Source organism: Pseudomonas shirazensis, assembly GCF_050496565.1.
Lineage (GTDB): Bacteria > Pseudomonadota > Gammaproteobacteria > Pseudomonadales > Pseudomonadaceae > Aquipseudomonas > Aquipseudomonas shirazensis_A.
This window is the reverse complement of the sequence record NZ_JBNWAE010000020.1, coordinates 79,405-97,315: the sequence shown is the minus strand read 5'-3', so window position 1 is coordinate 97,315 and position 17,911 is coordinate 79,405. Positions and strand designations below refer to the sequence as shown.

Annotated in this window: 13 protein-coding genes and 1 tRNA gene; 12 read left to right on the top strand and 2 right to left on the bottom strand. The window is 60.6% G+C overall.

Annotated elements, in window-relative coordinates:
* The first annotated feature begins 228 nt into the window (after positions 1 to 228).
* The 7 genes from ACQZ2L_RS22695 to ACQZ2L_RS22665 all read left to right on the top strand — a co-directional run bounded on the left by ACQZ2L_RS22695 (position 229) and on the right by ACQZ2L_RS22665 (position 10,975).
* The gene (locus tag ACQZ2L_RS22695; RefSeq protein ID WP_430327947.1) at positions 229 to 744 is read left to right on the top strand and encodes a sigma-70 family RNA polymerase sigma factor; all 516 of its coding nucleotides are present in this window, start codon (positions 229 to 231) and stop codon (positions 742 to 744) included.
* Positions 745 to 755: 11 nt separating this feature from the next.
* Positions 756 to 1,742, top strand: a complete 987-nt coding sequence (locus ACQZ2L_RS22690; RefSeq protein WP_430327946.1) for a DUF4880 domain-containing protein — start codon at positions 756 to 758, stop codon at positions 1,740 to 1,742.
* 82 nt (positions 1,743 to 1,824) lie between these two features.
* On the top strand, positions 1,825 to 4,284 hold the full coding sequence (locus tag ACQZ2L_RS22685; protein ID WP_430327945.1) for a TonB-dependent siderophore receptor: 2,460 nt from the start codon (positions 1,825 to 1,827) through the stop codon (positions 4,282 to 4,284).
* A 182-nt stretch (positions 4,285 to 4,466) separates the two neighbouring features.
* A complete protein-coding gene (locus ACQZ2L_RS22680; RefSeq protein WP_430327944.1) occupies positions 4,467 to 6,707 on the top strand; it encodes a TonB-dependent receptor in 2,241 nt (746 codons plus the stop codon).
* Positions 6,708 to 6,978: 271 nt separating this feature from the next.
* A complete protein-coding gene (locus tag ACQZ2L_RS22675; protein ID WP_430327943.1) occupies positions 6,979 to 7,515 on the top strand; it encodes a sigma-70 family RNA polymerase sigma factor in 537 nt (178 codons plus the stop codon).
* Positions 7,512 to 8,477, top strand: a complete 966-nt coding sequence (locus ACQZ2L_RS22670) for a FecR domain-containing protein (RefSeq protein WP_430327942.1) — start codon at positions 7,512 to 7,514, stop codon at positions 8,475 to 8,477. The genes ACQZ2L_RS22675 and ACQZ2L_RS22670 overlap by 4 nt, the downstream gene beginning before the upstream one ends.
* A gap of 89 nt (positions 8,478 to 8,566) precedes the next feature.
* A complete protein-coding gene (locus tag ACQZ2L_RS22665; RefSeq protein ID WP_430327941.1) occupies positions 8,567 to 10,975 on the top strand; it encodes a TonB-dependent siderophore receptor in 2,409 nt (802 codons plus the stop codon).
* A 3-nt stretch (positions 10,976 to 10,978) separates the two neighbouring features.
* Here ACQZ2L_RS22665 and ACQZ2L_RS22660 read toward each other — a convergent pair whose 3' ends face one another.
* The gene (locus tag ACQZ2L_RS22660) at positions 10,979 to 12,031 is read right to left on the bottom strand and encodes a Gfo/Idh/MocA family protein (protein WP_430327940.1); all 1,053 of its coding nucleotides are present in this window, start codon (positions 12,029 to 12,031) and stop codon (positions 10,979 to 10,981) included.
* 110 nt (positions 12,032 to 12,141) lie between these two features.
* Here ACQZ2L_RS22660 and ACQZ2L_RS22655 point away from each other — a divergent pair, with 110 nt between their 5' ends.
* Positions 12,142 to 13,089 (top strand): LysR substrate-binding domain-containing protein, encoded by a 948-nt coding sequence (locus tag ACQZ2L_RS22655; protein ID WP_430327939.1) that lies wholly within the window; start codon positions 12,142 to 12,144, stop codon positions 13,087 to 13,089.
* Positions 13,090 to 13,212: 123 nt separating this feature from the next.
* Here the strand turns inward: ACQZ2L_RS22655 and ACQZ2L_RS22650 are convergent.
* Positions 13,213 to 13,297: transfer RNA gene (locus ACQZ2L_RS22650), tRNA-Leu, on the bottom strand.
* Between the two features lie 108 nt (positions 13,298 to 13,405).
* Here ACQZ2L_RS22650 and queA point away from each other — a divergent pair.
* The 4 genes from queA (at position 13,406) to secD (ending at position 17,905) form a co-directional block, all read left to right on the top strand.
* Positions 13,406 to 14,455 carry a tRNA preQ1(34) S-adenosylmethionine ribosyltransferase-isomerase QueA gene (queA, locus tag ACQZ2L_RS22645; protein WP_314877958.1) on the top strand — a complete coding sequence of 350 codons (1,050 nt, stop codon included), beginning with the start codon at positions 13,406 to 13,408 and terminating at the stop codon, positions 14,453 to 14,455.
* A 14-nt stretch (positions 14,456 to 14,469) separates the two neighbouring features.
* On the top strand, positions 14,470 to 15,585 hold the full coding sequence (gene tgt / locus ACQZ2L_RS22640) for a tRNA guanosine(34) transglycosylase Tgt (protein ID WP_430327948.1): 1,116 nt from the start codon (positions 14,470 to 14,472) through the stop codon (positions 15,583 to 15,585).
* 56 nt (positions 15,586 to 15,641) lie between these two features.
* Positions 15,642 to 15,977, top strand: coding sequence for a preprotein translocase subunit YajC (gene yajC / locus ACQZ2L_RS22635; protein ID WP_103436107.1), 336 nt, complete (start codon positions 15,642 to 15,644; stop codon positions 15,975 to 15,977).
* 65 nt (positions 15,978 to 16,042) lie between these two features.
* A complete protein-coding gene (secD, locus tag ACQZ2L_RS22630; protein WP_430327938.1) occupies positions 16,043 to 17,905 on the top strand; it encodes a protein translocase subunit SecD in 1,863 nt (620 codons plus the stop codon).
* Positions 17,906 to 17,911 lie beyond the last annotated feature (6 nt).

Genomic DNA, 17,911 nt, shown 5'->3' with positions numbered 1-17,911 from the left:
ATTTAAAAGCGGGGGCGCGTTGCGCCCCTTTCGCGACACAAGGCCGCTCCTACGCCGACCGCGTAACGTACTGTTAGGAGCGGCCTTGCCGGGGCGCCGGACCGGTCGGAAAGGGCCGCAACGCGGCCCCAGCAATCTCCCTGCAAAACCCCAAATGCAAATACCGACCCACACCACCGCTCGTTTATGATATTAAGTCTCATTCATGACTTACATGTCCATCTGCCCATGCCCTCTGTAGATTCCGCCCAACTCACCCAGTTATATGAGCAGCAGCACCGCTGGTTACGCCGCTGGCTGAGCCTGCAGCTGGACTGCTCGCACCGCGCCGCTGACCTTATGCAAGATACCTTCATGCGTCTGCTCACCAGCCGTGAAGCATTCGAGATTCGTCAGCCGCGCCCATTTCTGGCCAAGGTCGCGCGCAGTGTGCTGTCGAACCATTACCGCCGCGCGCGCCTGGAAAAAGCCTACCTTGAGACCTTGCAGGCAGACCCAGAGCTGATCGGGCCGGACCTGGCAACACAGCTGATTCTGTTCGAGACGCTGGTACAGCTGGATGAAGCCCTGGCTGAGCTGGCAATACCGGTCAGGCAAGCCTTTCTCTGGTCGCAACTGGACGGCATGTCCCATGCTGATATTGCCGAGCGCCTGCAGATATCGATAGCCACGGTCAAACGCCATATCGTGAAAGCTGGAGCTCGTTGCCTGTTGATCGCTTCCCCCGCGACGGGCTGGCAATGAGCCGAACCGGGATGGCCGCACCAGGCCTCGAGACGCCCTTGTCACTTGAAGTCTGCGAGCAGGCCATGCAGTGGTGGCTGGAAATGCAGGACACCCCTGTCGACGCCCCCACCCTGAGCGCCTTCGAGCATTGGCGCAGCACCAGCCACGCACATGAAGTCGCCTGGCAACGCGCTCAAGCGCTTGCCGCCAAGATGGGTGAGTTTCGCCACGCAGGGGATGTGACGCTGGCCAAGCGAGCGCTATTGGCACCTGCTGGCAACGCTATCAACAGACGTCGGGCCATCACCGGTATGGCACTGTTACTGGTCGCTGGCTGCGGCGCCTGGAGTACCCGCAATACCGCGCTGGTGCAACAACTCCGGGCCGACTACAGCACCGGCATCGGCGAGCAGCAGCGAGTAACCCTGAGCAGTCAGCTTGAGGTAGTGCTCAACACCCGCAGCGCGCTCAACGCCCGTCGTATTGATCATCGATGGCATATCGATCTGCTCGATGGTGAAGTGCTTATCGACACCAGCGCCCCTGTGCCACTGCTGTTGCGCATTGAGCAATTAAACGCCAGCACGACCCGCGCGCGCTTCAGCGCCAGGCTGATGACCAATGGCACAACGCAACTGGCGGTATTGAACGGCACTCTGCAAATCGCCTCGCCCTACACGACAGCAACTGTCGAGCTGAAAGAGGGAGAGCAGGCGCGGTTCGGCCCACGGGCGATGCTTGAACGGCAAACCCTGCAGCCGTCTATTGCAGCCTGGTCGCAGGGCATGATCGTCGCCCATGGCCAAGCACTCCAAGCCTTCCTCAACGAGCTTGCACGTTACCGGCGGGGCCACCTGGGCTGCGATCCATCTTTGGCCAAACTGCCAGTATGGGGAACCTACCCCCTGGCCGACAGTGAGCAGATCATCGAAGCGGTAGCGACGACGCTCAACCTGGATGTCCAGCGCTTCACCAGGCTATGGGTCAACCTGCGCGCGCCTGCAAACAATGTCTGACTATTTTTCATTTCGATGAGCTGTTTCGATTTCTGGCGAGACTCATAGGCCAGAGATCCGCATTTACAGGAAACGGCCCGTCATGCACTACAGCAATCGATCGTCCCTCCACGCACCCTCGACAGTTTGCGCGCTGCGCCCACTTGCCCTGGCCTGCAGCGCTCTGATGCCCTGCTGGGCCATTGCTGCCGACACTACCGTGCGCCATTACGATATCCCGGCCGCACCGCTGGCGACTGCCCTTAATCAATTGGGGCAACAGGCGCAATTGCTGCTGTCGTTTCCTGAAGAGTTGGCAAGCGGCCAGACCAGCTCGCCCGTGCAAGGTGAATACACAGCTGAAAGCGCCTTGCAGACCCTGCTGCAGGGTACGCAGGTAGTGGTCGTCCGCCAGGCCGACGGCCGCTATTTGTTCATGCGCGCCAGCGACTCTTCGTCGATCCAGCTGCAACCCACGTCCATTTCCGGCATGGCGCTGGGCCTGACCACCGAAGGCACCGGGGCCTACACTACCGGCGCCACGACCACTGCGACCAAGCTGCCGCTGACCCTGCGCGAGACGCCGCAGTCGGTCACCGTCGTGACTCGCCAGCAGATCGACGATCACGGCGCCCTGGATATTGGCGACGTTCTACGCAACACACCGGGCGTCTCCCGCCAGGCTTACGACAGTGAGCGCATGGAGTACTCGGCCCGTGGTTTTGCCATCACCAACTATCAGTACGACGGCATCAACACCATCTACGACGGTGTCTATGACGAAGGCACCACCCATGTCGACATGGCGACAATCGACCGCGTTGAAGTCATCAAGGGTGCCACTGGCCTGATGACCGGCTCCGGCGACCCGTCAGCCACCGTCAACCTGGTACGCAAAAAGCCCACCCACGACTTCAAGGCATCGCTGAGTGCCAGTGCCGGCAGCTGGGATAACTACCGCAGCGAGGCGGATCTTTCCGGGCCCCTTGACCCCGATGGCAACGTTCGTGGCCGTCTGGTCGCAGCGTATCAAGACCGCAAGTCGTATCAGGATCATTACTCGCAGAAGAAAAATGTCTTCTACGGCGTGCTCGAGGCCGACCTGTCGCCCGACACCACCGTCACCTTCGGCATCGACCAGCAACAGGTGACCCCTCGTGGTTCGACCTGGACCGGCAACCCGGTGTATTACGCCGACGGCAGCCGCACCGATTTCTCCCGTAGTTTCAACCCAGGTGCAGATTGGAGCCGGCGCGATTTCGATTCGCTGACCTACTTCGCCAACCTGGAGCAGACACTGGTCAACGACTGGAAGCTCAAAGTCAGCCTCGAGCAGCGCACCACTGACCACGACACCCGTCTGGCGTCGGCCAGCGGTGGTAATCCAGACCCCGTCACCGGCGAAGGCATGTTCCTCTACTGGGGACGCTGGGAAGGGCATCGAGTGCAGAACTCAGCCGACATCAACGTTTCTGGCCCCTTCACCCTGGGTGGGCGGGAGCATGAGTTGGTGGCCGGGTTCGCCGCATCGCACTCGCGCCAGACCGGCGCTACCTACGACAGCTCGGCATTCAGCATGGTACCGGGCAGCATCTTCAAGTGGGACGGCCATCTCCCCAAGCAAGACTTTCCAAAAAACGGCAAGTACCAGCGCACTCAGAGCCAGAATGGCGTCTACCTGGCAACTCGCCTGCGCCCGACCGATGATCTGTCAGTTATCCTCGGCGGCCGCGTGAGTACCTTCAAGTACAACGAAAACTACAGCTACAACGCCAACAGCAGCCTTGACGACACGCAGTCGGCCTACCAGCAGCACGGCGTGGTGACACCCTACGCCGGGGTGATCTACGACCTCGACGACGTGTACTCGGTGTATGCCAGCTACACCTCGATCTATCAGCCACAGGTCGCCAAGGACGCCAATGGCTCGACCCTCGATCCGGTTCAGGGCAACAGCTACGAAACCGGCCTGAAAGCGGCCTATCTCGACGGCAGACTCAATGCCAGCCTGGCGTTGTTCCGCATCGAGCAGGACAATGTCGCCGAGTCCATCGGCACCAACCCGGTCACCAACGAGGGCATCTACCGCGCCATCGATGGTGCAACCACCAAGGGTGTCGAACTGGAGCTGGCCGGCGAGCTGACGACAGGCTGGAACCTGTCTGCTGGCTATACCTACGCCCGTACCCGGGATGCCGACCAGCAACGCATCTACGGCTATCCACTGACCACCACCAAGCCTGAACATGTCGTACGGCTGTTCACCAGCTATCGCCTGCCTGGTGTGCTGGAGGACGTTACCGTTGGCGGCGGCATCAGCTACCAAAGCGGCTTCTACGGGCAGATCTACAGCAGCACCGTCGGCGACTACACCCGCATCAAGCAGGGCGGCATGACCCTGGTGGACCTGATGACCCGCTATCAGTACAACGAGCACCTCAGCTTCACCGTCAACGCCAACAACGTGTTCGACAAGCGTTACCTCAGCGGCCTGGGCAACTTTGACACCAGCTATTACGGCGAGCCGCGCAACCTCATGCTCAGCACCAAGTGGGATTTTTGAGCGGCAGGGTGTTGCGTGAGCGTTGAGGTGGTGGAAGGGGCGAAGACGGCGGCGAAGCGAGCCGTAAAACGGGGGGCAACAAATGTTCCGGCATGAGTGATAATCAAAGTATTACAGGCAATGATTCCTATTTGCTACAGTGTCGTGGCCCATCTCTCCCACCACGACCAGCAGGTCCGCTCATGCCTATTCAACATTTCTCCCGCAGAAACGCGTTCAGTTCAATGTGGCTGCCCATTGGGCTGTTCGCGAGCATGACAGCGCCATTCGCCTTGGCGCAGACCACGCTGGAGAGCCCACAGCCGGCAAGCGCCAGCCCCGGCGCCGTGCTGGAACTTGAGGAAACCGCGATCTCGGCAAGCGCCGACGCCTCGCGCGAAGGTCTGGTACTCGAGTACGAGGGCGGTCAGGTAGCCCGCGGCGGGCGTGTAGGCATCCTTGGCAACAAGGACTACATGAGTACGCCATTCACCTCCACGTCCTATACCAATCAGCTGATTCAGGATCAGCAAGCGCAAAGTGTCGCCGACATTCTGCAGAACGACCCTTCTGTGCGCGTCGCCCGCGGTTTCGGCAACTTCCAGGAACTGTACGTAATGCGCGGCTTCCCGCTGTATTCAGACGACATCGCCTACAACGGCTTGTACGGGCTGCTGCCACGCCAGTATGTCGCTGCTGAGTTCATCGAACGGGTGGAAGTATTCCGCGGTGCCAACGCCTTTCTCAACGGTGCAGCGCCGGGTGGCACCGGGATCGGCGGTGCGATCAACATTCTGCCCAAGCGCGCACCCAATGAGCCGCTCACTCGCCTGACTGTGGGGGCCGAGAACAGGGGCTTTGGTACCGTTTCGGCGGACGTGGCACGACGCTTTGGCGAGGAAGATCGCTTTGGCGTGCGCGTCAACGTCGCCAAGCGTGGCGGCGAGACCGCTGTTGAAGAACAGGACCGTAGCCTGGACATGTTCGCTCTGGGCCTGGACTATCAAGGGGAGCGCCTGCGCTTGTCCGCTGATGTAGGCCATCAATACCATTTCATCGACAACCCACTGCCCAGCGTCACGCCGACCGGCAGGGTGCCCAGCCCGCCCGATGCCGACAAAAACTATGGGCAGTCGTGGACCTATTCCAAAGAGAAGCAGACGTTCGGTACCTTTCGTGCGGAGTACGACCTGAGCGACACCGTTACCACCTGGGCGGCCATTGGTATGCGCAAAGGCGAGGAGAAGAACGTACTCGCCAACCCTTCTTCCAACGCCGCGGGTGTAACCACTTCCAACCGTTTCGACAACTACCGCGAAGAAACCATCACCACCGGCGAAGTAGGCATGCGCTTCAACCTGCAGACCGGCCCGGTGTCCCATCAATGGGTAGTGTCGGGGTCGATGTTCGACAGCAAGGATCGAAACGCATGGGCGGGCAACTTCGGCGGGTTTGCTGGTGATCTTTACAACCCCGTTGACTTCGCGAAACCGGATAATGTGAGCTTCAGCGGTTCCATGTCCGATCCACACATCACCGCCCGCACGCACACCCAAAGCCTGGCCATCGCCGACACGCTGGGCTTCTTCGATGATCAATTGCTGGTCACGCTTGGTGCTCGCCGTCAGGGTATGGACGTAACGGGCTATGACTACAACAGCGGTGATAAAACGTCGAAGTACAACCGCTATGAGACCACCCCGGTTGCAGGCGCGGTGTATCAGTTCAACGAGCAGTTCTCGATCTATGCCAACTACATCGAAGGCTTGACCAAAGGCGACACGGCCGGCGCCACCACAACCCTGCCAGACGGCTCCACTGCTCCGGTTCTGAACGCTGGTGAGTCGCTTGCCCCCTATGTTGCCAAACAGACCGAGCTCGGCCTGAAATACGACGGCGGTACCCTTGGTGGCAGCCTGGCAGTGTTCGAGACGCGCAAGCCGGTAGGCATTGTCGAGAACCAGGTGTTCAAAGACGGCGGCGAGCAACGCAACCGCGGTGTCGAGTTGTCGCTGTTTGGCGAACCAACCCAAGGTGTCCGCCTGCTAGGTGGTGTAACGCTGCTGGACGCAGAGCTGAGCAAAACTCAGTACGGCGAAAACGATGGCAATGATCCTATCGGCGTGCCGAAGGTTCAAGCCAACATCGGCGGCGAATGGGACGTGCCCGGTGTAGAAGGTCTGACCCTTACAAGCCGCGTTATCTATACCAGCAGTCAGTACGTAAACAATGCCAACAGTCTCGAGATCCCTTCCTGGACCAGGCTTGACCTAGGTGCGCGATATGGCTTCAAGCTCGATGACAAGGACGTGACCTTGCGCGCACGGCTGGATAACGTGGCAGGTCGCGACTACTGGGCTTCAACGGGCGGCTACCCAGGCTCGAACTATCTGGTCCTGGGCGCACCACGTACGCTTTCGGTCAGCGCTTCGGTGGATTTCTGATCATTCAGTGAGCTGGCAGCTTTTGCCACGCCGGTAGTTCCTGCTGTAAAAAATGCCCCGCTTGGATATCACTCTTCCAGAGTAAATACCCAAGCGGGGTATTTTCGCTAAACAGTGGAAGCAGACAACTGATTCCTTGATCGATGAGAAGAAGTCAGTGCTCATGCGCGTGTTCTCAGGGGTGAATCCGGATCGCCTGTGCCTTCCCCCATTGTGGAATGAGTGTTTCCCTACTAATATTGTTAATAATTCCTATTCGTAAGCGTTTGCGATGTCTTATCCAACTGACCTAGCTGCTGCGCCTTACAGCGTTGCAAGTTTGTATGCCGCCCATCACGGCTGGATACAGCGCTGGCTGGCACGAAAACTCGGCAATTTCAGTGACGCCGCAGAACTCGCCCACGATGTGTTTGTGCGCTTGTTACGCCAGCCTCGCGAGTTTGACAGCGACGAACATGCGCGTGCTTATCTGGGCACTCTGTCGCGCAATGTGTGCGTGGATTTCTTCCGGCGCAAGCAGGTTGAGCAGGCCTGGCTGGAGGCATTGGCCAGTCGGCCCGAGGAATTCGCGCCTTGCGAAGAACACCGCGCCCTGGTGCTGGAAGCGCTGATGCATCTGCAGGCCATGCTTGATCGCCTGCCGGCCAAAGTGTCGCAAGCGTTTTGCCTGGCTCAGATCGAAGGGCTGAACTACCGCGAAATCGCCCTGCGCATTGGCGTCAGCGAGCGCACCGTTACCAACTACATCGCCCAGGCCATGTTCCAGTGCATGGTGCTGGAAGCTGAGCTGGACGGCGCCCTTTCATGAGCAGCAATCGTGGCAGCCTTGACCGTGCCACCCTGCAACAAGCCGCCGACTGGTTCGCGCGGCTGAGCGCTGAGCCCAATGCCTTGCCGCTGCAGGAGGCATGGCGCCAGTGGCATGCCCACAGTGAGCTCAATCGCCTGGCCTGGCGTTACGTCGAACGGGTAGGGCAGCGCTTTGCGCCGCTGCAGGAAGATATCCCCGCTGCCAGCCGAACGCTGGAAACGTTACGCCAGTCCCAGCGCTCGCGCCGGCAGGCACTGCGCGGCTTGTCGGTATTGCTGGGGTGCGCCGTTCTGGGCTGGGGCAGTTGGCAGCAGCGTTGGCTGCCCGGACGCTGGAGCAGCGACTTCTCTACCGACACCTCGCCTCTGGGCGAGCAGGTTCTGGCCGATGGCACCCGCTTGTGGCTCAACAGCGGCACGGCACTGGATGTGAACTTCAGCAACGACCAGCGCGAGCTCAAGCTTTATCGTGGCGAAGTCCTGATCAACACCGGCAACGACCGGCGCCCTTTCGTAGTGGATACCCCGCAAGGACAGCTACGTCCGATCGGCACGCGCTTCAGCGTACGCGAACAAGGCGATCGGACCTTGCTCAACGTCTATCAAGGCAGCGTCCAGGCAAGCTGTGCCGATAGCCAGCAAACCCGCATCGTGCCAGCAGGGCAGGGCATAAGCTTCGACCGTCGCAGCCTGTCCGCGCTACAGCCTGCCCAGCCAGGGCGCGAAGCGTGGATAAACGGGGTGCTGATGGCCAACGACATGCGCCTGGGCGACTTCATCGATGAGTTGGCCAGCTACCGCCAGGGCCATCTCGGGATCGACCCGCAGGTCTCCAACCTGCGCGTGATGGGGCTCTACCCGTTGCACGACACCGATCAGGTGCTGGCAATGCTCGAGCAGGTCCTACCCGTGCGCATCGAGCGCCGATTTGCCTGGTGGGTGACGGTGGTTGCGCGTTGATATTTTTTGCCAGCCTGCTTCCGGTTTTGAATTTTCATTCGAATTAGAGAGGGACCACGGCTTGATGCCGCCTTCGACCGGAACTGTTTATGCTCACTTTCCTGCGCAACTCACCACAATCCCTGAGGTTGACCTTCACGTTGGCCTTGGCCCTACCGGCCAGCCTGAGCGTGACATCACTGGCGACCGCTGCTGACCAGGCAAGCACGCTGCGCTTGGATCTGGCCGCCGGCGCCCTCGGCGAGCAACTCAACCAGCTCGCCGCCCAGAGCGGGATCTACCTGGCCGGCGATGCTGCGCTGGTCGCCGGCAAGAGCGGCCCGGCGCTGCATGGCAGCTACACCGTGGACCAGGCTTTGCAGGCCTTGTTGGCAGGCAGTGAGTTGAGCGTGGTGCAGACCGGCGAGCGCCGTTATCAGCTGCAGCCAACGGTGGCCGGCGCTCTGGAACTGGGCGCCATATCGATTTCCGGCATGGCGCCGGGGGCGACCAGCGAAGGTTCGGGCTTGTACACCGCACTTTCATCGAGCAGCTCGACGCGGCTGAACCTGACGCAGAAGGAAACCCCGCAGTCGGTCACCGTGATAACCCGACAACGGCTCGATGATCAGAAACTCGCCAACCTGACCGAAGTGCTCGAAGCGACCCCCGGCATCACTGTACTGCGGGTCGGCGTAGGGGCCGAGAACGATACCTACTGGTCCCGCGGTTTCCAGATCAACAACTTCGAAATCGACGGTGTGCCCACGTCTTCGCGGCTGGATGTCACCACCCAGAACACCGCGATGTACGACCGTGTGGAAGTGGTGCGTGGCGCCACTGGCCTGATCAGCGGCTCGGGTACGCCGTCGGCGACCATCAACCTGATCCGCAAACGCCCCACTGCGGATGTTCAGGCCAGCATCACCGGCGAAGCCGGCAGCTGGGATCGCTACGGCACAGGCTTTGACGTTTCCGGCCCGCTCAACGACAGCGGCAACGTCCGTGGGCGTCTGGTGGTGGACTACAAGACGCAGAATTCCTGGGTCGACCGGGTCGATAACGACTCGCAGCTGGTCTACGCCATCACCGAGTTCGACCTCAGCGATGCAACCATGCTCACCGCAGGTTTCAGCTACATCAACAACCAGGTCAATGACCCGCTGCGCACCGGCTTTCAGATGTTCTACAGCAACGGCAACCGCACCGACTTCAGTCGTTCGGCCAACAGCGCGCCGGACTGGGCATATAATGACCGCAAACAAACCAACGTCTTCACCTCCATCGAACATCAGTTCGACAATGGCTGGAGCGGCAAGGTCGAGATCAGTCACACCGAGAACCAGTTCGACGAGCTGATCAATTACATGAACGGCGATATCGACCAGGCCTCCGGCGCGGGCGCTTACCTGTACCCGAATCGCTGGTCCGGCACGCCGCGGCAGAACAACCTCGATGCCTACCTCACCGGCCCGTTCAACCTGCTTGGCCGCGAGCATGAACTGATTGCCGGTGTGACCATGTCCCAGTACCACGAAAACACCCCGAGCCACGGTGGCTGGTTCGGCCCGTGGACCGGCTACGATGGCACCGTGCCGAATATCTACCACTGGAACGGCAGCGGCGCCAATCGCCCCGACACCACCACCGTGGGCAAGACCCACATCGAGGAAAACCAGTACGCGGCCTACCTCACCTCGCGCCTGCACGTGACTGACGACACAGCGGTCATCCTGGGCGGCCGGGTTACCGACTGGAAGCGCAGCAACGAGGTGCTCAGCTACAGCGATGCCACGCAGAATGCCGAGAGCACCGAAACCCGCAATGGCGTCTTCCTGCCTTACGCCGGTGTCGTATATGACCTGAACAGCACCTGGTCGGTGTACGCCAGCTACACCAAGATCTTCAACCCGCAGGCCTATGGCATCAAGGATGCGAACAACAAACCGCTCGATCCGCAGGAGGGCACTGGCTACGAAGTCGGCGTCAAAGGCAGCTTCAATGAGGACCGGCTCAACGCCAGCCTGGCGCTGTTCAAGATCGATCAGGACAACCTCGCGGTGTATGTTCGCGCGCCGGATGTGTACCGGGCAGAACAAGGCACGACCACCAAAGGCGTCGAACTGGAGCTCAACGGTGAACTGAGCGAAGGCTGGCAGTCCTCCGCCGGCTACGCCTACAGCGTCAGCACCAACGCCGAAGACCAGCGCATCGTCACCACCAGCCCACGGCACAGCTTGAAGACCTTCACCACGTACCGCCTCGGCGGTGTACTGGACAAGCTCACCGTGGGTGGCGGCGTCAACTGGCAGAGCAAGACCGGCATGGACCTGCGCACGTTCGAGCAAGGCAGCTACGCCCTGACCAACCTGATGGCCCGCTACGACATCAGCAAAAATCTCAGCGCCACGCTCAACGTCAACAACGTCTTCGATCGGTCTTACTACGCCTACGCCGACAGCTGGAGCGTGTATGGCGCGCCGCGTAACTTCATGGCGAGCTTCAAGTACAGCTTCTGATTTTCAAACCGTGTCGGTGCAGACGACCGCTCCAGTCTTCGCCGCTTCGGCAATGGCCTCAGTGACGATCAGGTTTCTGAGGCCATCGCGCACTGTGACCAACGGCGCTTCTAGCCCCTGAATAACCCGGCAGAAGTGCTCGAGCTGAAGCTCCAGTGGATCCCGACGATCAACATCGGCGGTCGCCGTTTGAAAAGGCTTGAACCAGGAGCGGTCCTCCGCGCGGGCATAGTATTTGAGGCGCATTGTCGGCACCGCAAGCGACCCGTTCTTGCCGCTGATGACGTAGCAGTCTTCATCGGCGTAGGAGGCGTAGTTCGCGTTCTCCTGGGACGTCTGCTCCCAACTGCGCGCACACCCCGCAGAGTCAGATAGCAGAAACGAGCCGAGGGCTCCGTTGGCAAAGCGCAGGCCGATACACACCGTGTCTTCGACTGGAAAGTTTCGCGCGGCACTCGATTGCATGGCCTGGACAGCAACGATCTCTCCGCACAGCGAACGCAGGTTGCCGATCTCGTGAATCATGTTGATCAGGATCGGGCCGCCACCTTCCTGGCGGCGCCATACGGCCGCGTCGAAGTAGTCATCCGGCTTGTAGAACAGTGCGCTGCCCTGCACGGCAACAATGTCGCCGAGCACGCCTTCGCCGATGATCTCCCGTGCCTTGGCCAGCACAGGGCTGTGTGCGCGATGATGCCCGACCAACAAACGCGCACCCTTTGCGGTTGCCGCAGCGAGCAGACGCTCACCCTCTGCAACGCTGTGGGCGACGGGTTTTTCGATCAATGCGGCAACGCCTGCGTCGACGCATTGCAAAGCCTGCGCTACATGCAGCGCATTGGGCGTGGCAAGGATCACGCCGTCCGGTTTGATGTTGTCGAACAAAGCCGCCAGATCAGCGTATTGAGGAACGCCAAGCGCGGTCAGGTAATCGTCCGGAATCGTCATCGGGTCAACAACGGCAACCAGCTCACAAGACAGGCTCGCTTGCACGAGTTCGATATGGCGGCGACCGATCATGCCGACGCCGGCCACCGCAATTCTGATTCTGGACATGATTTGATCTTCACAGGATTTGTTTTTGTGTTCCTGACGGGCAGCGCTGGCTCATCAGGTGCTGTTAGGATCCAGCCTACTATCGCCGGCGAAGGTCATAATGGGCTCAAATGGAATATCAGAATTCTCAATTACTGAACAATGACCCATTCCTGCGTGACCTTCTGCTCTTCACCGCCATCGCCCGGTGCTCGAGCTTCGTCAGCGCAGGGGCTGAGTTGGGTATCTCGCCAGCGCACGTCAGCAAGCGCATCGTGACACTCGAGCAAAGCCTCAACTGCAAGCTGTTCAACCGCACGACCCGCCGCGTCACAATCACCCGTGAGGGCGAGGCGATGCTGGCCTGGGCCAAACAAATTCTGGAAAACGTCCATGGCATGCTTGAGACCTCCCACGGCGACAGGGTCGAGCCCAGAGGCCTCCTGCGGATCAGCACCAGTCAACGACTGGGCCGTTTCCACGTGGCACCCATTCTCGGCCTGCTGCGCAAACTCTACCCAAAACTCGAGGTCTGGATCGAGTTGATGGACAGGCGCACGGACCTGATCGGTGAACAGTTCGATATCGATATTCGAGTAGGCGAGGTGACCGAGCAGCATCTGATTGCCCACAAGATCGCCAACAGCCAGAGGATTCTGTGCGCCGCCCCGAGCTATGTGGCGGAGCGAGGCCATCCCGTTTCGTTAGCAGACCTTGCGCAGCACGACTGCCTGCTGCTGCGCGACAGGGACAGTAGTTTTGGTTTGTGGCGACTAGAGGGGCCAAGTGGCATGGAGACCGTCAAGGTGACCGGGCCTATGGCATCAAACAACAGCGACATCGTGCGCGAGTGGGCGCATGAGGGGCTAGGCATCATCATGGCCTCCACATGGGACGTCGCCCCCAGTTTCGCCGAGGGCAAGCTCATGCGACTGCTGCCTGCTTGGCATCAGGTTGCGGATATTTCCGCGGTCACGACGGTGCGTGCTTCGCAGTCGGAAAAGATCAGGGTGTGCCTTGAGTTTCTGACCGAGCAGTTGACGGCTGGTGCTTATGCGCTTGGGGGCATAACTGACTGAGCACCACAGCAAAGAGCACCGATTTGCTGGAGAAAACGCTCAAACTGTAGAAACTAAAAAGCCCGCAATCAGCGGGCTTCAGGGATGTTACATAGACGCTGGTAGTCGTCTACTTGTTGCGTTTGGTGCCCCGAGGGAGACTCGAACTCCCACTCCTTTCGAAAACGGATTTTGAATCCGCCGCGTCTACCAATTCCGCCATCAGGGCTTGTCGGGCGGCAGTATAGAGAGGCTCCGCGGGTCGGTCAATCGGCTTTCATGGAGAATTTTCACAGGTTGGGCTAAACTTTGCGGCCCTGTCGAACCGAACACAATCATGCGCGTCGCCGATTTTTCCTTCGAACTCCCCGATTCCCTGATCGCCCGCCACCCACTGGCCGAGCGCCATGGCAGCCGACTGCTGGTTCTTGATGGACCGAGCGGCGCGCTGGCTCATCAGCAATTCACCGACCTGCTCGAACACTTACGTCCAGGTGACCTGATGGTGTTCAACAACACCCGGGTGATCCCGGCGCGGTTGTTTGGCCAAAAAGCCTCCGGCGGCAAGCTCGAAGTGCTGGTCGAGCGCGTGCTCGACAGCCACCGGGTGCTGGCCCATGTGCGTGCAAGCAAGGCGCCCAAGGTCGGTACGCAGTTGCTCATCGACGGTGGTGGCGAGGCCGAGATGGTCGCCCGTCACGACACGCTGTTCGAGCTGCGCTTCAACGAAGAAGTGCTGCCGCTGCTCGATCGCGTTGGCCATATGCCGCTGCCGCCGTATATCGATCGCCCGGACGAGGGCGCCGACCGTGAGCGCTATCAGACTGTTTATGCCGAGCGCGCAGGTGCCGTTGCGGCGCCAACTGCGGGCCTGCACTTCGACCAGCCGCTGCTCGAGAAAATCGCAGCCAAGGGCGTCGAGAGCGCGTTCGTTACCTTGCATGTGGGCGCCGGCACCTTCCAGCCGGTGCGGGTCGACAAGATCGAAGACCACCATATGCACAAGGAATGGCTCGAAGTCAGCCAGGAGGTAGTCGATGCCGTGGCCGCCTGCCGTGCGCGTGGCGGCCGTGTGGTTGCTGTCGGTACCACCAGCGTGCGCTCGCTGGAGAGCGCTGCGCGTGATGGCCAGCTCAAGGCGTTCAGCGGCGATACCGACATCTTTATCTTCCCGGGCCGGCCGTTCCACGTGGTCGATGCCCTGGTCACCAACTTCCATCTGCCGGAGTCCACGCTGCTGATGCTGGTCTCGGCCTTCGCCGGTTACCCCGAGACCATGGCGGCCTATGCCGCTGCGGTCGAACATGGCTACCGCTTCTTCAGTTACGGTGATGCGATGTTCATCACCCGCAATCCGGCGCCGCGCGGCCCCGAGGATCAAGCATGAGTCGCACCTGTCGTATGTCCTTCGAACTGCTGGCCACCGACGGCAAGGCCCGTCGTGGCCGCCTGACCTTCCCCCGTGGCACGGTCGAGACCCCGGCGTTCATGCCAGTGGGCACCTATGGCACGGTCAAGGGCATGCTGCCGCGTGACATCGAGGCCACCGGCGCCGAGATCATTCTCGGCAACACCTTCCACCTGTGGCTGCGCCCGGGCACCGAAGTGATCAAAAAGCACAACGGCCTGCACGACTTCATGCAGTGGAAAGGCCCGATCCTGACCGACTCCGGTGGCTTCCAGGTGTTCAGCCTGGGCGCCATGCGCAAGATCAAGGAAGAGGGCGTGACCTTCGCCTCGCCAGTCGATGGTTCCAAGGTGTTCATGGGCCCGGAAGAGTCGATGCAGGTCCAGCGTGATCTGGGCTCGGACATCGTCATGATCTTCGACGAGTGCACGCCGTACCCGGCCGAGCATGACGTCGCGCGCACCTCGATGGAGCTGTCGCTGCGCTGGGCACAGCGCTCCAAGAACGCCCACGGCGACAACACCGCGGCGCTGTTCGGCATCGTTCAGGGCGGTATGTATCAAGACCTGCGGGAACGCTCGCTGGAGGCGCTGGTCAACATCGACTTCGATGGCCTGGCGATTGGTGGCCTGTCGGTCGGTGAGCCGAAGCACGAGATGATCAAGGTGCTCGATTACCTGCCGGCAATGATGCCCGCTGACAAACCTCGTTACCTTATGGGGGTAGGCAAACCCGAGGATCTTGTGGAGGGTGTGCGCCGCGGCGTCGACATGTTCGACTGCGTGATGCCGACGCGCAATGCGCGCAACGGCCATCTGTTCATCGACACCGGGGTGATCAAGATCCGCAACGCGTTCCATCGCCATGATGATTCGCCGCTGGATCCGACCTGCGATTGCTATACCTGCAGCAACTTCTCGCGCGCCTATCTGCACCACCTGGACAAGTGCGGCGAAATGTTGAGCAGCATGTTGAATACAATCCATAACTTGCGTCATTACCAGCGCCTGATGGCCGGTTTACGCGAGGCTATTCAACAAGGTAAATTGGCCGCCTTTGTCGACGCCTTCTATGCCAAACGCGGGCTTGCTGTGCCGCCTTTGGACTGACTGACTGTAACCGTTTGCCAACCCAACACGTTGCAACATAACAACTGGAGTGTCACATGAGCTTTTTGATCCCCGCCGCCTACGCGGACGCCGCAGCCCCTGCCGCCGGCCCTATGGGTGGTGGTTTCGAATGGATTTTCCTGGTCGGCTTCCTGGTCATCTTCTACCTGATGATCTGGCGTCCACAGGCCAAGCGCGCCAAAGAGCAGAAGAACCTGCTGGGCAACTTGCAGAAAGGTGACGAAGTTGTCACCAACGGCGGCATCGCCGGCAAGATCGTCAAGGTTTCCGATGACTTCGTGGTACTGGAAGTGTCCGACACCGTCGAGATGAAGTTCCAGAAGGGCGCCGTGGCTGCGACCCTGCCTAAAGGTACGCTCAAGGCTATCTGAGGTACCGGTTTTACTTTTTCCAGTCGGGGCGCGCAAAGCGCCCCGCGTCTTGAACGGGCGGCGTGATGCTGAACAAATATCCTCTGTGGAAATACGCACTGATCGTGCTGGTGCTGGCGATCGGTTTCATTTATTCCGCTCCCAACCTCTATCCGGATGATCCGGCTGTACAGATCAGTGGTGCCAGCTCGGCGCTGCAGGTCAACCAGGCCGACCTCGATCGCGTCAACAAGGCGCTGACCGAGGCGGGTATCGCCGTGAAGGGCACTAGCCTGGGCGAGAAGGGCAGTGGCTTGGTACGCCTGACCGACCAGGAAGACCAACTGCCAGCCAAGGATGTGGTGCGCAAGGCCCTGGGCGATGATTACGTCGTGGCCCTGAACCTGGCTCAGACTACTCCGCAGTGGCTGCGTAACCTGGGTGCAAGCCCGATGAAGCTCGGTCTGGACCTGTCCGGTGGTGTGCACTTCCTGCTCGAAGTGGACATGGACAAGGCCATGAGCGCGCGCATGAAGGTCTACGAAGGCGAAGTGAAGACCCTGTTGCGCAAAGAGCGCATCCGCTACCGCAGCCTGCCTCAGCAGGATGGCGGCATTGTGCTGGGCTTCTCTGACGACGCCACCCGCGAACAGGCCCGTGCCCTGATTCGCAAGAGCTTCACCGATTTCGACCTGACCACCACCGAGCGCAATGAGCTCGCCGTGCTGCGTCTGGCGCTGACCCCGGCCAAGGTTGCCGAGATCCGCGAATATTCGATCAAGCAAAACCTGACCACCGTGCGTAACCGGGTCAACGAACTGGGTGTGGCCGAGCCGCTGGTGCAGCGTCAGGGCGCCAACCGTATCGTGGTCGAGCTGCCCGGCGTGCAGGACACTGCCGAAGCCAAGCGCATCCTCGGCAAGACCGCCAACCTCGAGTTCCGCTTCGGTGCCGAACCAGGTGCCTCCAAGGCCACTACCGAGGTCTTCGAATTCCGTGACGGCGGCCGTTCGGCGCCGGTCGAGCGTGGTTTGATCATCACCGGTGACCAGGTCACCGACGCCCAGGCCAGCTTCGACGAGCAAGGCCGTCCGCAGGTCAACATCCGTCTCGATGGTCATGGCGGCGAGTTGATGAGCCGCGCGACCCGCAGCAACGTCGGCCGCAGCATGGCAGTGATCTTCATCGAGCAGAAGCCGATCACCCGCTACGTCAAGCAGACCGTCGACGGCGTCGAGAAGGAAGTGGCCGTACAGAGCTTCCAGGAAGAGAAAAAGATCATCAGCCTGGCGACCATTCAATCGCCACTGGGCAGCCAGTTCCGCATCACCGGCCTCAATGGCCAGGGTGAATCGTCCGAACTGGCTCTGCTGCTGCGTGCCGGTGGTCTGGCCGCGCCGATGTACTTCGCTGAAGAGCGCACCATTGGTCCAAGCCTGGGTGCCGACAACATCACCAAAGGTGTCGATGCGTCGCTGTGGGGCATGCTGTTCGTGTCCATCTTCATCATCGCCATCTACCGTGGTTTCGGCGTGATCGCGACCGTTGCCCTGACCGGCAACATGATCCTGCTGCTGGCCTTGATGTCGCTGCTGGGTGCCACCCTGACCCTGCCAGGCATCGCCGGTATCGTGCTGACCATGGGTATGGCGGTCGACGCCAACGTGCTGATCTTCTCGCGGATTCGCGAGGAGCTTAAAAACGGCATGTCGGTGCAGCGCGCTATCCACGAAGGCTTCAGCCGTGCCTACACCGCGATCATCGACGCCAACCTGACCAGCCTGCTGGTCGGCGGTATCCTGTTCGCGATGGGCACCGGGCCGGTCAAAGGCTTCGCGGTAACCATGTCCCTCGGGATTTTCACCTCGATGTTCACCGCCGTCATGGTGACCCGCGCAATGGTCAACCTGACCTGCGGCGGGCGTGACATCAAGAAGCTGTGGGTTTGAGGGAAT

Excerpts from the sequence above, each read along its gene's own strand:
- ACQZ2L_RS22680 (WP_430327944.1), top strand. The coding sequence starts at position 4,467 with ATGCCTATTCAACATTTCTCCCGCAGAAACGCGTTCAGTTCAATGTGG.
- yajC (WP_103436107.1), top strand. The coding sequence starts at position 15,642 with ATGAGCTTTTTGATCCCCGCCGCCTACGCGGACGCCGCAGCCCCTGCC.
- ACQZ2L_RS22665 (WP_430327941.1), top strand. The coding sequence starts at position 8,567 with ATGCTCACTTTCCTGCGCAACTCACCACAATCCCTGAGGTTGACCTTC.
- ACQZ2L_RS22660 (WP_430327940.1), bottom strand. The coding sequence starts at position 12,031 with ATGTCCAGAATCAGAATTGCGGTGGCCGGCGTCGGCATGATCGGTCGC.
- ACQZ2L_RS22675 (WP_430327943.1), top strand. The coding sequence starts at position 6,979 with ATGTCTTATCCAACTGACCTAGCTGCTGCGCCTTACAGCGTTGCAAGT.
- queA (WP_314877958.1), top strand. The coding sequence starts at position 13,406 with ATGCGCGTCGCCGATTTTTCCTTCGAACTCCCCGATTCCCTGATCGCC.
- ACQZ2L_RS22655 (WP_430327939.1), top strand. The coding sequence starts at position 12,142 with ATGGAATATCAGAATTCTCAATTACTGAACAATGACCCATTCCTGCGT.
- ACQZ2L_RS22685 (WP_430327945.1), top strand. The coding sequence starts at position 1,825 with ATGCACTACAGCAATCGATCGTCCCTCCACGCACCCTCGACAGTTTGC.
- ACQZ2L_RS22670 (WP_430327942.1), top strand. The coding sequence starts at position 7,512 with ATGAGCAGCAATCGTGGCAGCCTTGACCGTGCCACCCTGCAACAAGCC.
- tgt (WP_430327948.1), top strand. The coding sequence starts at position 14,470 with ATGTCCTTCGAACTGCTGGCCACCGACGGCAAGGCCCGTCGTGGCCGC.
- ACQZ2L_RS22695 (WP_430327947.1), top strand. The coding sequence starts at position 229 with ATGCCCTCTGTAGATTCCGCCCAACTCACCCAGTTATATGAGCAGCAG.
- secD (WP_430327938.1), top strand. The coding sequence starts at position 16,043 with ATGCTGAACAAATATCCTCTGTGGAAATACGCACTGATCGTGCTGGTG.
- ACQZ2L_RS22690 (WP_430327946.1), top strand. The coding sequence starts at position 756 with ATGGCCGCACCAGGCCTCGAGACGCCCTTGTCACTTGAAGTCTGCGAG.